Origin of the sequence: Flavobacterium sp. ASV13 (genome assembly GCF_000745775.1) — a bacterium.
Lineage (GTDB): Bacteria > Bacteroidota > Bacteroidia > Flavobacteriales > Flavobacteriaceae > Flavobacterium.
On record NZ_JQJY01000005.1, the window covers coordinates 267,408 to 282,049 of the forward strand.

The window sequence follows — 14,642 nt, forward strand, 5'->3', positions numbered from 1 at the left end:
ATTTAATTTATTTGTGCAAGACTATCGCTTACTTTTTCAATCCAATTGAGCAGTTGTTCTTTCTGAACAGTATTCAGCACTGCATTTTTATGGATCAGCGTATAGGAAGCCAAAGGCATTTCGTTAGCTTTTATCTGCTTGGCAATTCGGTCTAATTTATTTTCCTGTTTTCGTTTGGAATAACTTCCCCATTGGCTAAAATTCAAATTTTCTTTACCCTTAGTAATATGCCCCTCCATGAAAGTACGTGCCGGCTGTATGTAGGAGTACCATGGATATTGCGTGTTGCTGCTGTGACAATCATAACAGGAAGTCTGAAGAATCGTTTGTACATTTTTGGGAATGGGATAGACTCTCGAAATGTGAATTGGTAAAACCTGCCCGTAATCGGAATTTCGGGCAGGCTGATACAATTGCATCAGTAGAAAAATAATTAACCCAATAAAAAGAATCTTTCTGATGAATCGTTTCATTTTACAATTGTTTTTTCATTGAACCGCAGGTAAGCATTTTGGAACCATAGTAAGGGTTTTTTATCTCTTTTGTTTCACTAATCCAGATAGCTCCTTTTCCTCCATCATACATAGGACAAGAATCCTGGTATAGTGTTTTTGGAGCTCCAAAAGTCTTGATCAAATCATTTACGTCTTTACTCAGTAGGGCAAAATGCTCTCTTTGATGCTCAATATTGCCACCATTAGCCCCAATATGTTCTGCATGCTCTTTGGCGTCGTCAGCTATATCAAGATATGCTGCTTTGGATTTTGGATCTATCGATTTTACATTTACGCTTTTGAAAGTCGCATACAATGCTTTTCCAGCTTTAGCAGCTCCGTTGGTGTCATCTTTTGCAAGTGCATTTTTTAATGCTAAATAATTTGCTACAATTTGTTCAGTTGAAAATTTAGTTTCTGTTTTTTTGCTTTGTGCATTACCTGAAACCATTACAAATACCATAACTATGGCTGAAAGAATTACATTTTTCATTTTTATTAAATTTTAATTGTTAAAAAAAAGGGTACTATTGATGTTTCTGAAAATATGTCTATCAACTTACTTACATGAAAAGACATATCATAAGTGACTATTTGGTTAAAGAACGGATCAAAGGGCAGTCTAAAAAATTAGATGCATTTTTTCCATTTCAATAAATTCGGAACATCAATAGTCACCGTAACATTGAGTGGTCATTATGTAAATAACCCGATATATTTAGAAGTAGTTAACTGCTTTACAGTTCTTTTTTCATAGAACCACAGGTTAACATTTTTTTACCTTGATATGGATTTTTGATTTCCTTGGTTTCGCTTATCCAAATAGCTCCTTTACCACCATCATACATAGGGCAAAAATCTTGATACAATTTTTGCTCTGATTTGAAAGATTTTATCAAATCATTCATGTCTTTACTTAACATGGCAAAATGCTCTCTTTGGTGTTCGATATTTCCACCGTTAGCTCCAATATGTTCTGCGTGTTCTTTAGCATCATCAGCAATATCAAGATATTCTGTCTTTAATTTCGCATCTATTGAATTGGGATTTACATTATTAAAAATTGCATACAATGCTTGTCCGGCATTTGCAGCTCCTTTTGTATCATCTTTGGTTAATGCATTTTTTAAAGTCAGATAATTGCTCACAATTTCGTTTATAGAAAATGTTGTTTGAGCACCTTGAGTTGTTTTTACCTCTGCACTTTTTTCAGTAGTTTCCTTTACTGGCTCGGTTAATTCCATTCCGCATTTGGAACATTTGTCTCCTTTTTTTCCTGTAACTTCAGGATGCATGGAACAGGCATACAATTGTGAATCACTCTGAGCTGTCCCGGAAGCAGCTTCAGGAGCTGTAGTTTCCTTGTTTTTTGAATTACAGGCTGTAAGTACAATTGCCATTATAAGGGTCGAGAAAATTAATTTTTTCATTTTTTTTAGTTTTAGATCTCTTATAAATGTTGTTTTGTCCAACATTCTTTTATTTGAGTGTTATACGAATAATTCTTTTTTTGATTGTGCAAATTCAATTTCCGGTTGGCATTTTGAATACCTTTTAGGATAGGATTTACATTTTTAGCACCAAACCATTGGGTTTTCTGCCTACATTAATAGTTTTAGAGACAGTGTGATTTGATACGTTAACTACAGAGACTGTATTGGCTGTCTGATTGGTCACATATGCTGTATTGCCATCTGCTGTAAATGTTATTGCATGTGCACCCGAGCCAGTAGTAAATACACCTCCATGCATCCACATCATCATAGTCTGGTCCCAAGTCCAATAATGTACTTTTGCATTAACAGGATCGCTTACCCAAAGTTCCTTCTTATTGCCATTGTGAGACGCTATTCCAGGCATAAATCCTAAATCAATGGTTTGATCTACAGCATCCGTTGCCACATTGATTACCGAGATAGATTGCCCGTCTTCATTATCAACATACATTCTGGCGTCACTTCCTGTCCAAGCACCCACAGGGTTGTTCCCTACAGCAACAGTGGCTGTAACTTGTTTGGTTGTCGTATTTATAACTGACACAGTATTATCATCTCCATTAGCGACATAAGCCTTAGTGCCGTCAGAAGAAAAGGTAAGCTCAGCAGGCATCATGCCCACTGCAATGGTATTTTTCAATGTGTATGTTAATGCATCATAAACCAGAACTTTTCCATTCATGTCCATTTGAGGTACCCAAATTTCTAAACCATTTGGACTGTAGATCGTGTTATGGTTCATCATTGGCAGGTTAATGTTTTTTACAGTTGTTCCATTGACGGCATCAATTACTAGGAGTTTACCTGTCATTCCTTCCATGCCGGCAGTATGACCGGCAGAGAAGTCCATTCCGGGCACGCCAATGGCCAGGTGATTAGAATGTAAAGAAATGTGGTGAGGCCACATGATCATATCAGTTCCGGTCCCCATAAGGCTGACGGTCTCTGTAACTTCATTAGTTGCCAATTTGATTACTGAAATTGTGCCGTCCTGACCATTGACCACATATGCAGCAGGATAGTTTATGTTCAATTTTGGATCGGACATATTCATATCATCTGATTTACTGCAAGAAGACAGCCATAGGGTTCCTAAGATTAATGCTCCAAGGATTGAAGTACCTGTAATTATATTTTTCATTTTTGATTTGGGATTATTTGATTGTTTCTATAGTTGATCCACAGCTTAGCATCTGGGAACCGTAATACGGATTCTTGATACCACTTTCTTTGCTCAGCCAATTCGCATCAACCATTGGGCAATGATTATAATAAACCGGTTGTGGCTGATTGGTAGTTTTTATAAGATCGTAAGTGTTTTTAGATAAGCCTTTAAAGGATTCTCTTTGTTTCTTAATATCCTGGGTTTCAGAAATGTTTTTTGCATCTGTAGCTAAACTTTTCATTACATTCATCCATGCAGTATGTTCTTTAGGTTTTAGGTTGTCCATTTTGACAGCATTGATTGCAGTAAGAAGTTCTTTAGATTTGATTGCAGTAGTCTTGGCATCTGTTTTCACTAAAGCATCTTTTAGCTCAAAGTAGTTGTCGAAAATTGTTTTAAATGGACTGTCTTGTTGTGCATCTGGAAGAACTGCGGTTGTATGCTGGGAATGATCCATTTTCTCCATATCCATTTTTGATTCTTTCATTGTGACAGCCATCTTATTTGTTCTTTCATATTGGCAGCATTGTGGAAGTTTTACATATGCTTCGGCAGGAGATAAGAATTGCTCACTGTCATATCCCGCTAAGGCAATTCGTTTTAAGATCTCCTCCTGATTTGTTTTCTTCTGGTCGTAGGTAATGGCCGCAATTTTGGTGTTCTCATCCCAGTTTACCGAAGCGATATTTTTGATGTTTCCTGCTTTTTCAATAGCAGTTTTGCACATTAGACAATTACCATAAATTTTTGTGTTTACGGTTTTGGCATTTTTTATAGGTGCGCCATACACTATGACTGATAGCAATATTGTAATTGCCATCAATCCTTTTTGAATTGATTTCATTTTAAAATGTATTAGAAGTGAATGTAGCCTTATGAGAAATAATTGTATATACGAGGTGTATAGACTATTATTCTATATAAGCGAAAAATTAAAATAATGAAAAACAAATGGCTTCCTTCTTTGGCACACGTATGGCTATCAAAAAAGGTTTTTAGCTTATTTTAGGTATAAGCCAGATAGAATAGAAGCCTGTTAAAATTGAGGTTTCTGAATTGTAGAATTTTTGTTTTTGAGAAAAAAGACTCAAAGTATTGTTTTTAAATTCCAGTTCGCTTAAAAAGGAGATACCTCCATTGCAAACTGAAGCACAACTACACATTGAATGTCCGCATTTTCCGCCACAACCATCGTGGTTTTTGTCATCTAAATGATTCTTTTTAGAACAACAATCATTAGCAGGTTTAGAAGTTTCTTTTGCGCAAGAAAGATCTACCACAATTTTTTCACAAGCAAAACTCTTTGCTGGCATTAGGAATAAGCCAAGCATAAAAATTAATATGATGTAAAATCGGTTCATGTGAAAGAATTAATAGATACAAAGTTACTTATATTTTTTTTAATTTTAATAAAAAAAAGTTAAAACCGTTATTACAGCCAACGGTTTCCTAAAATGCAAAATCAATTATTTTAGATTTCTCTGAACTCGACAAATAAAATAGCTCCAAACAAAACATTGATTGATATAATTCTTAAAGTTTTGAAACTTTACCAGAATTGGAACAGCTCAAACAAAAAATAGTCAAATTACCTCATTTTATCAATAGGAAATTAAAATTTGCACTTTAGAAAAACACGTGCCTCTTTCGATACGTATTCTTTTGAAAGAGTATATCTTGCATATTCTAAAACTTAATCTTTTGTATTCTTACGGCATTTTAATATGGCCAAAAGAGATACTCCTACATCGGCTATCACTACTTCCCAGAGCGCAGTAAGACCACTTGCATCAGTAATTAAAACGATTCCCTTTACAAAAGTCAACGTTATATTTTGCCGGAAAATTTTTTTTTTGGTTTTCTTTCCTATTATTTATGGTAATCGAAATTTTACTTGACCTGTCATCCTGAAATACTACATCAGCGGTTTCAATTTTGGTATCGCAGACCACATGGTTAAATTTTCATGGATGATATGGTGAGCCTATAAAAAAGCATTCGATTTTTTTTTAATTTTCTATTGACTCCATACAATTAATTGTCTACTTTTATAATGTGAAATTTCTGAACTTCATATTAACAATCTATCTGCTAAGCCTGCCGTGTTTTACCTGCGCCGATTCGCAGACACAAATTGTTGTTTCATCATCCGCTAGAATAGTGCAACAGTTCAATTTTAGCAAGGATACAACTTCACACAACTCAAAAAATGATTTATGCTCACCGTTATGCTGTTGTGCCTGCTGCGGTATTCATGTTGTAAGTGCTGTAGAAAATGAGCCTATTGATTTTCCTATTGTATTTCATGAAATTTTGCCTCAGATTTCCCTCTACCAATCACTTTTAACGTCAAGCTTCTTTGGAAGCATTTGGCAGCCTCCACAGATTATTTCATAATATTATTTATTATGAGAACTCTGTTTCAGTAATGTGTATCATTATAATTATGTAATATTATTAATTATATCCTAGCATCAAAAAAAGGTTGTGCACGGGAATACCCTAATTCAAATGTACTGTATCTAAAGAAAGTGAAAGAAAATCTAACCCTTTGTCATTTTTCAAATTATTTTATGTCATGAATCTACTGTTTTTAAAAGTACAAACAAGAATAAATCATTACACTGCCGCACATACTCAGGATTGTGAAAAAGAAAAATTACATAAAATAAAAGGAAAGCATCCTATTTGCCACATTAAAAGCGTCGTACATTTTCAACAATCATAAAAAACTCTGATGAAAAAAATTGGCTACATGGCCAGATAAACTTCATAAGTGTTTGATTTCTAAAGGATTGATAGAAATTTTTGTAGCTGGAAATTAATTCTTAATTTAGATAGATATGGATATCAACACAGAACTGGCAATACTTGTCAAAATAATCGTTTCGTTTATTTTAGGATTTTTTATTGGTCTGGACAGAGAGAGACATGACCATGATGCCGGAGTACGAACTTATGCAGCAGTCTGCATTGGAGCTACTCTGTTTACCTCCATCACGGTTCATTTAGCCAATGATCCTGCAGCCGCGTCAAGGGTAATAGCCAATATTGTTACCGGTGTGGGCTTTCTTGGTGCAGGAATAATATACAGGAACAATCATGCCAATTCGTCACATGGACTAACAACAGCAGCTACAGTTTGGTGTACTTCTGCTGTAGGAGTAGCTGTGGGCCTTAACATGTACCTTATTGCTGTGGCAAGTTCCGCTGCTTTATACTACCTGCTCTCACTGCATCATCAAAAATGGTATGTAAGATGGAAAAAAAAGATAAAATATAACCATGATGAGAACCTATAGGTCATCCTTAAAATATACTACTAATAATAAATAAAAGGTAGTCAGGAAAACTTTGGACAGAATCTTCGTCTGAAATACCTACATGAATTAATCATTAAAGAAAGTTCATACTATGTTAGTTAAAAACAATAAAGATTCAATAATCTATTTTTTCAGATCCATCTGGCTTGATATTACTGCCATAGTCATCTATGCGGTTTTAATAGGCACACTGGATCACGTGACCATACTCAGGCAGATTGCCATACCTCTGCCTATAACCGGCATAATGGGCACTATAGTGGCATTACTTCTGGCTTTCAGGACGGCGCAATCCTATGAGCGCTGGTGGGAGGCACGGAAAGTATGGGGTGAAATTGTAAATGATTCCAGAACACTTCTTCGACAGATCAAGCAGTTTTTACCTGAGCTGGAATATCAGAGAGAACTTAAAGAATTTGCACAAAGACAGACTATTTGGTGCTATGCCTTGTCAGAGAGCCTGAGAAAGATTCCTTTTTCTGAGAAAGTGCTGCACTATTTAGAACAACATAAAATTACGGCCAATAATATTCCCGCCGAACTTCTCAACAGGCATGCAGACCAGCTTGCCTTAATCTGCAAAACCTACCAGATAAACGATAACAAGCAGGTACAGATTGACACGACCATTGCACGTCTGAATGATGCAATGGGAAAATGTGAAAGAATTAAAAATACCGTATTTCCAAAGTCATACAGCTTACTGATTCACTTTCTAATTTACGTCTTAATCTCCATACTTCCTTTTGGACTTGAAGATAACTTTCCTATCCTTGAAATTTTTCTGACCATAGTTGTAGCCTCTATGCTCATAGGAGTAGAAAAAACTGCAATCATTATGCAGGATCCATTCGAAAACAGTCCAACCGATGTACCCATGAGTGCATTAAGCGCCCTGATTAAAAATAACATAAAAAAAATATGCAGTGATACTGCCATACCGCCACTGGCACCAGACAATTATTATTACATTAATTAACTTAGATTAACATTGTGAAATGAATTTCACACTATTTAAAGACAGATATTATGATTGAAAACAGCAATAATTCAGATATTCAGGCCGGAGACCAACATAGCAATCATGCTGAGCACGATAAATCAGCTCCGGAAAAGCAACAAACAATACATTCAGATGATGATGGTCACGACCATAATGCAACTGATACGGATTCGGGATGGAAAAGCCACTGGCAGCTGTTACTTGCCATTATAATACTGGTGGCAATGTTAGTACTTGAATTTGGCTTTGAGTTTGTCCCGCCATTCCCTGCCAACCTTATAATTTTTTCTGCCGCTTATCTCCTTGCAGGCTACAATGTATTATATATGGCTTACAGAAAAGCTAAACGATTTGATTTTTTTAATGAATTTTTCCTGATGAGCGTTGCCACGATTGGGGCATTTGTAATTGGGTCTTATAGCGAAGGTGTTGCTGTGATGGCGTTTTATTCTGTAGGCGAGTGGTTTCAGGATGCTGCAGTTAACCGCGCCAAAAGAAGCATTCAGGCACTTCTGGACATCAGGCCTGATAAGGTTGCTGTTCAAAGAGATGGTGGTTTTGTAGTCGTGGATCCCAAAGAAGTAAAACCAGAAGAGATTATACAAATAAAGCCTGGTGAAAAAGTGGCTTTGGATGGCGAACTGCTTTCTGAAAAAGCTTCATTTAACACAGCAGCACTCACAGGAGAAAGCAAACCTGACACCAAAAATAAAGGAGAACAGATATACGCTGGTATGATCAATTTAAATACCGTTTCCGAAATCAAGGTTACCTCACTTTTTCAGGATAGCAAGCTAAGTAAAATTTTGGAAATGGTTCAGGATGCCACATCGCGCAAATCGCAAACACAGTTATTCATCAGCAGGTTTGCTAAAATTTACACTCCTATTGTTTTTGCCCTGGCGCTCGCAGTGTGTTTTATTCCTTTTTTCTTCGTAGATCCTTATGTTTTCAATGTATGGTTTTACAGAGCCTTAGTGTTCTTGGTCATAAGCTGTCCTTGTGCTCTTGTGGTTTCGATACCACTTGGGTATTTCGGTGGAATCGGACTGGCATCAAGAAATGGCATACTTTTTAAAGGTTCAAATTTTCTTGATGTAATGACTGAAATTAATGTAGTTGTCATGGATAAAACAGGCACTCTTACCGAAGGTATATTTAAAGTGCAGGATATCAAATCAAAAGAAATTCCCCAGGAGGAGCTTCTTAAATATGCCGCAGCTATTGAAAGCCAGTCCACACACCCTATTGGACTTGCTGTTGTGGAACATGCCGGGAAGGATTCCATTAAAGGTATAGAAATTTCCAACGTGGAAGAAATATCCGGCCATGGACTCAAAGGAACCATAGCCGGCAAGGAAGTCCTTGCCGGAAATACAAAGCTCATGAAAAAATTTGGCATCGAATATCCTGCCGAAATTGATGCGATTGTATATACTATTGTAGTACTCTCCCTTGATAAAAAGTATGCAGGACATATAACCATCGCAGATAAAATAAAAGAAGATGCCTTACAGGCCATCAAAGATTTACATGAATTAAAAATACAAACTGTAATGCTTTCCGGTGATAAGCAAACCGTTGTCGATGAAGTTGCCAGAAACCTCGGCATTGACAATGCGTACGGAGATTTGCTGCCGGAAGGAAAAGTAGAAAAAGTTACAGCGCTGAAAAATGAAGGAAAGAAAATTGCTTTTGTCGGTGACGGCGTCAATGATGCTCCTGTTGTAGCATTGGCAGATGCCGGAATTGCCATGGGTGGACTGGGCAGTGATGCCACAATCGAAACTGCTGACATTGTGATACAAAATGACCAGCCCTCTAAGATCGTTACGTCAATAAAAATTGGAAAACTTACAAAAAAAATTGTTTGGCAGAATATTATCCTGGCAATGGTCGTAAAGGTAATAGTGTTGGCATTAGGCGCCGGGGGGGTTGCCACCCTTTGGGAAGCTGTTATTGCTGATGTTGGGGTATCGCTCTTAGCTATACTTAATGCCGTTAGGATCCAAAGATTAAAAATCTAATATTTATTACTGAAAATTTTATTGATCTGAGAGAACTAGCTTGATATAAAAAATGGCATCTTACTATTTTCAGTAAACAAATGCAAAAAGATTACGGAATTTTAAAAATTATGGGTTCATACAAATAGTATGGATCCATAATTTTTTTATAAATGTGTTCTAAATCGGATACTGCTGCTACATTATTTTCTAAATTATCTGTTGTCACCTGTATTAAGTTATTGTGCTTAATCTGGAAAAAATGTAGAAAGTTGAACTGTATAATTTAAAATGAATTCCTGCTTATAATAAAAAAAACAATTATCTGCATCCATATTATATAATTATGTATTTTTGCTTTCGTGAAATACATATGCACCATATTAACTCTGATTTTCATCACCCTTTCGGCCATTCCATGTGCCGATAGTCAGAGTAATGCCTTGAGTACTTCACATGTTTCCTTCTCAGATTCTTCTTCACATAAAAAACAAAGTAAAGATGATTGTTCTCCGTTTTGCACCTGTAATTGCTGCAGAACCATTCTTTGTTTGGATTTTGGTAGCCAGATCGCAAAAGAAGTGATCGCAAGTTCACCTATAAGAAAAAAACAACAAAGCTACGTTTCAGTAGCTTACTCCCGTTTTCACGGTTCCATCTGGCAACCGCCCAAAATTAGTTAAATGACTTTTGTATTTTCGATCAGATCGAAGTGATTCGTTGTGGCATCATGCCATACTATTTATCGTCATTTAACTAAATTTTCATTCATGTTAAACAAAATCATCCAGTTCTCTATAAAGAACAAATTGATTATTGGGCTTATGGTCTTAGCCTTAATAATTTGGGGAATTTATTCCGTCAGACAGCTACCTATTGATGCGGTCCCTGACATTACAAACAATCAGGTACAAATCCTAACCAGTTCTCCAAGCAACGGAGCAGAAGATATTGAACGCTTTGTCACCTTTCCTGTGGAACAGACAATGGCAACTATTAAAGACATAGAGGAAGTTCGCTCTTTCAGCCGTTTCGGCTTGTCAGTTGTTACTGTTGTTTTTAAGGAAAATATTGATATCTACTGGGCAAGACAGCAAGTTGCAGAACGTCTTAGCGAAGCAAGCGAACAAATTCCTCCTGGTATGGGATTGCCGCAGATGGCTCCCGTTTCAACCGGCTTAGGTGAGATCTACCAATACGTACTGCATCCTAAAAAAGGACAGGAAAAAAAGTATAATGCCACAGAGCTTCGTACCATTCAGGACTGGATTGTGCGAAGACAGCTCTTAGGAGTTGACGGTATCGCTGATGTCAGCAGCTTTGGAGGTTTTCTTAAACAATATGAAATAACCCTTAATCCTGACAAACTGCGCAGTATGAACATCAGTATAAATGATGTCTTTCAAGCACTTGAGAAAAACAACCAAAATACGGGCGGAGCCTATATTGATAAAAAACCAAATGCCTACTTCATTCGAAGCGAGGGTTTAATCAATAATGTTGATGATATTGAAAACATTGTCGTTAAAACCAATGCTAACAGTACTCCTGTTTTAATTCGAAATGTCGCCGAGGTTAATATTGGGGCAGCTACCCGGTATGGTGCAATGACAAGAAACGATGAAGGTGAAGTGGTCGGCGGAATTGTTTTGATGTTAAAAGGGGCCAATGCATCCAAAGTAATTGGGAATGTAAAAACCCGAATGGAGCAGATTAAAAAAACTCTGCCGGAAGGTGTTACTATAGAACCTTTCTTAGACAGGACTAAATTGGTTGACAATGCTATCGGCACAGTTACCAAAAATCTTGCAGAAGGAGCACTTATTGTAATATTTGTCTTGGTATTGCTTTTAGGAAATTTGAGAGCCGGACTTATTGTGGCATCTGTAATCCCACTGGCTATGCTATTTGCTATATGCCTTATGAATCTCTTTGGTGTCGATGGCAATTTGATGAGCCTGGGTGCAATTGATTTTGGATTAATTGTAGATGGAGCCGTCATAATTATAGAGGCCACAATGCATTATCTGCATGTCAAACATAAGGGCCAAGTCCTTACACAGGAACAGATGGATCACAGCGTTATGAGTAATGCGCGTAAAATGATGAGTTCTGCTGCCTTTGGTCAAATCGTGATTCTTATCGTATATCTACCAATTCTGGTATTGGTAGGCGTAGAAGGCAAAATGTTCAGGCCTATGGCACAAACAGTATCTTTTGCAATATTGGGAGCTTTTATACTTTCATTGACTTACGTGCCTGTTATGAGTGCGCTATTTTTAAGCAAAAAAGTAGCTGTAAAGGAAAATATTTCAGATCGGATTGTTAATGCTATACAAAGGGCCTATACACCGATTTTGGCTTTTGCACTTCGCTCCAAAGCTATTATAGTGGGGATTGCCGTTGGAATGCTGGTATTAAGCATGATCGTGTTTACTTATCTCGGAGCCGAATTTATTCCGACGCTCGAAGAAGGCGATTTTGCTGTAGAACTTAGAGTCCTGACCGGCAGCAGCCTTTCTCAGACCATTGAAACAACACAAAAAACAGCTAAGGTACTTAAAGATAATTTTCCTGAAGTAAAGGAAGTTATTGGTAAGATTGGTTCTTCTGAGATTCCTACCGACCCCATGCCTGTAGAAGCATGTGATATGATGGTTATCTTAAAAGATAAAAGTGAGTGGACAAGTGCTGACAATTCAGCCGACCTCGCAGAATTGATGCAGAAAAAACTTGAAGAAAATATAGCAGGAGCCACTTTTGGATTCCAACAGCCGATTCAAATGCGTTCCAATGAATTAATTTCAGGTGTAAAACAGGACGTGGCCATTAAAATATTTGGTGAAGATTTAGATAAACTATCCAAATACGCTAAACAAATAGGTTCAATAGCGGGTAAAATCAATGGTGCAGAGGACATTTATGTGGAGCAGGTTTCAGGGCTGCCACAAATTGTAATTGGCTTTCAAAGAGATAAAATAGCACAGTTTGGTCTAAATGTAGAAGATGTAAATACAGCGATTCGCTCGGCCTTTGCCGGTGAAGCCGCAGGACTGGTTTTTGAAGGCGAGAAAAGATTCAGTCTGGTAGTAAGACTTGGAAAAGAAAATCGACAGTCGATCGATGATATAAAAAACCTCTTTATTACTGCCCCTAATGGAAATCAGATTCCTTTAGATCAGCTTGCCAATGTTAGTTTTAAAGAAGGTCCAAACCAGATACAGAGAGAAGATGCCAAAAGAAGAATTATTGTCGGCTTTAATGTGCGTGGAAGGGATGTAGAGAGTGTTGTTGCTGAAATTCAGAAAAAAATAGACACACAGGTTAAATTCGAATCAGGTTATTATCCTACTTATGGAGGTACATTTGAAAATCTGCAGGCTGCAAAAGAACGTCTGACTATTGCTGTACCTGCATCGCTTATGCTGATATTTTTATTATTGTTCTTTGCTTTTGGTTCCGTTAAGCAGGCATTGCTAATATTTACTGCCATTCCTTTATCAGCCATTGGAGGTATATTTGCCTTATGGATGCGAGGCATGCCGTTTAGTATTTCAGCTGGAGTCGGCTTTATCGCTCTTTTTGGTGTTGCAGTATTAAATGGTATAGTACTGATTGCCGAATTTAATCTCCTGAAGAGAGAAGGTATGGATGACCTAAAACAAATCGTTATAAAGGGAACTTCTGTCAGGCTAAGGCCCGTAGTAATGACAGCCCTTGTGGCTTCACTTGGATTTTTGCCAATGGCTCTATCCCATGGTAGTGGAGGAGAAGTGCAAAAACCTCTGGCGACAGTAGTAATAGGCGGTTTATTTACTGCAACGTTGCTTACTTTACTGGTCCTGCCAATACTTTATATCTGGTTTGAAAAATTTAATAAAAAAGCTATGAAGATAAATCCAACAGTAGCCATTATTGTTTTAGTGCTTACAGCTAATTTTGCGACAGCACAAAATAAGACCTTAACCTTAGAACAGTCTATCGAAGAGGGATTGCGCAACAACCGCGAAGTACTCATCTCTCAATTGGATATTAATTATCAGCAACAGCTGAAAAAATCCGCTGTAGAAATCCCAAAAACTGAAATTTCAGGTCAGTTTGGACAATACAACAGCTATGTGAAAAACGATAAAAATTTTGCTGTATCCCAGACTATTCCTTTTCCAACTGTCTTTGGAGCAAATGCAGCATTAGGAAATGCGTTGGTAAAAAGTAGTGAGTTAAGAACAAATATCACTAAAAATGAACTAATCTACCGTATCAGAAACACATATACAAATTTACAGTATTTGTATGCAAGGCAGGCCCTTCTGAGAAAGCAGGACAGTATATTTTCCGGCTTCCTTAAATCAGCAAAACTGCGCTTCGAAACAGGGGAAAGTACCCTCTTGGAACAAAGCACTGCTGAGACACAACTAAACGAGACACGGAATGTTTTAAGACAGGACGAGGCAAATATTGAAATTTATCTTTCGCAGCTTCAAGCATTACTGGGAAGCAGCGAGCGTATAGCTATTGCAGATAAAACTTTAGTACTCTCCGATTATACAGCTGTGGATAATGCTGCACTTGCATCTTCAAATCCTGCATTGGCATTTATACAGCAACAGATCGAGGTTGCAAAACTTCAAAAAAGAGTACAGAAAACAAAATCACTGCCCGATCTAACCTTTGGTTATTTTAATCAATCCCTCATAGGCTCTCCTCTTAATGCTTCGGGAACCGAGCTCGCCCGTTCAGGCGACAGGTTTCAGGGGTTTCAGGCCGGTATCTCTTTACCAATTTTCTTTGGCTCATACAGTTCAAGAGTAAAAGCAGCCGAAATTAATACTCAGGTAGCTTCTAAAACACTGGAGAGTCAACAGATAACGATAAAAGGACAGTTTGAGCAGGCCTCGCAGGAATACATGAAAAATAAAACAAGTATTGATTACTATCTAACATCTGGCTTGCCAAATGCTGAACTACTCTTAAACAAAAGTGAAAGCGCATACAAAAATGGTGATATCAGTTATGCCGAAAATCTTTTTAATTTAAGGACCGCCACCGGAATCCAGGAGAATTATTTGTCAGCAATTTTACAATACAACCTGAGTATTTCCCTGTTGGAATACCTTTCAGGAACAAACCAATTATCAAGATAAAATCAAAAAAT

The 14,642-nt window shown here is 37.2% G+C and carries 12 protein-coding genes and 1 pseudogene; 6 read left to right on the plus strand and 7 right to left on the minus strand.

Features of this window, described 5'->3' with window-relative positions:
* Positions 1-2: 2 nt before the first annotated feature.
* The 7 genes and pseudogenes from GQ47_RS15025 to GQ47_RS23785 form a co-directional block, all read right to left on the minus strand.
* Positions 3-473 (minus strand): heme-binding domain-containing protein, encoded by a 471-nt coding sequence (locus tag GQ47_RS15025; protein ID WP_035650032.1) that lies wholly within the window; start codon positions 471-473, stop codon positions 3-5.
* 1 nt (position 474) lies between these two features.
* Entirely contained in the window at positions 475-987 is a 513-nt protein-coding gene (locus GQ47_RS15030; protein ID WP_035650034.1) for a DUF3347 domain-containing protein, read from the minus strand.
* Between the two features lie 244 nt (positions 988-1,231).
* Positions 1,232-1,924: a DUF3347 domain-containing protein gene (locus tag GQ47_RS15035; RefSeq protein WP_035650691.1), complete on the minus strand. Its 693-nt coding sequence runs from the start codon at positions 1,922-1,924 to the stop codon at positions 1,232-1,234.
* Positions 1,925-2,060: 136 nt separating this feature from the next.
* Positions 2,061-3,131: a hypothetical protein gene (locus GQ47_RS15040; RefSeq protein WP_035650035.1), complete on the minus strand. Its 1,071-nt coding sequence runs from the start codon at positions 3,129-3,131 to the stop codon at positions 2,061-2,063.
* 13 nt (positions 3,132-3,144) lie between these two features.
* Positions 3,145-3,999 carry a DUF3347 domain-containing protein gene (locus tag GQ47_RS15045; RefSeq protein ID WP_035650037.1) on the minus strand — a complete coding sequence of 285 codons (855 nt, stop codon included), beginning with the start codon at positions 3,997-3,999 and terminating at the stop codon, positions 3,145-3,147.
* A 151-nt stretch (positions 4,000-4,150) separates the two neighbouring features.
* Positions 4,151-4,468, minus strand: coding sequence for a hypothetical protein (locus GQ47_RS15050; RefSeq protein WP_035650038.1), 318 nt, complete (start codon positions 4,466-4,468; stop codon positions 4,151-4,153).
* 373 nt (positions 4,469-4,841) lie between these two features.
* Positions 4,842-5,098 (minus strand): annotated as a pseudogene (locus tag GQ47_RS23785) (heavy metal translocating P-type ATPase); the annotation flags it as partial.
* Between the two features lie 112 nt (positions 5,099-5,210).
* Between GQ47_RS23785 and GQ47_RS23870 the strand changes: the two are divergent.
* The 6 genes from GQ47_RS23870 to GQ47_RS15070 all read left to right on the plus strand — a co-directional run bounded on the left by GQ47_RS23870 (position 5,211) and on the right by GQ47_RS15070 (position 14,631).
* Positions 5,211-5,552, plus strand: coding sequence for a DUF6660 family protein (locus GQ47_RS23870; RefSeq protein ID WP_371199637.1), 342 nt, complete (start codon positions 5,211-5,213; stop codon positions 5,550-5,552).
* A 446-nt stretch (positions 5,553-5,998) separates the two neighbouring features.
* Entirely contained in the window at positions 5,999-6,457 is a 459-nt protein-coding gene (locus GQ47_RS15055; RefSeq protein WP_035650041.1) for an MgtC/SapB family protein, read from the plus strand.
* A gap of 112 nt (positions 6,458-6,569) precedes the next feature.
* The gene (locus tag GQ47_RS15060) at positions 6,570-7,457 is read left to right on the plus strand and encodes a bestrophin family protein (protein ID WP_035650043.1); all 888 of its coding nucleotides are present in this window, start codon (positions 6,570-6,572) and stop codon (positions 7,455-7,457) included.
* A 50-nt stretch (positions 7,458-7,507) separates the two neighbouring features.
* Positions 7,508-9,508, plus strand: coding sequence for a heavy metal translocating P-type ATPase (locus GQ47_RS15065; RefSeq protein ID WP_051951571.1), 2,001 nt, complete (start codon positions 7,508-7,510; stop codon positions 9,506-9,508).
* A gap of 341 nt (positions 9,509-9,849) precedes the next feature.
* Positions 9,850-10,170, plus strand: a complete 321-nt coding sequence (locus tag GQ47_RS23875) for a DUF6660 family protein (protein ID WP_371199638.1) — start codon at positions 9,850-9,852, stop codon at positions 10,168-10,170.
* An 87-nt stretch (positions 10,171-10,257) separates the two neighbouring features.
* Positions 10,258-14,631, plus strand: a complete 4,374-nt coding sequence (locus GQ47_RS15070) for a CusA/CzcA family heavy metal efflux RND transporter (RefSeq protein WP_035650048.1) — start codon at positions 10,258-10,260, stop codon at positions 14,629-14,631.
* Positions 14,632-14,642: the final 11 nt, after the last annotated feature.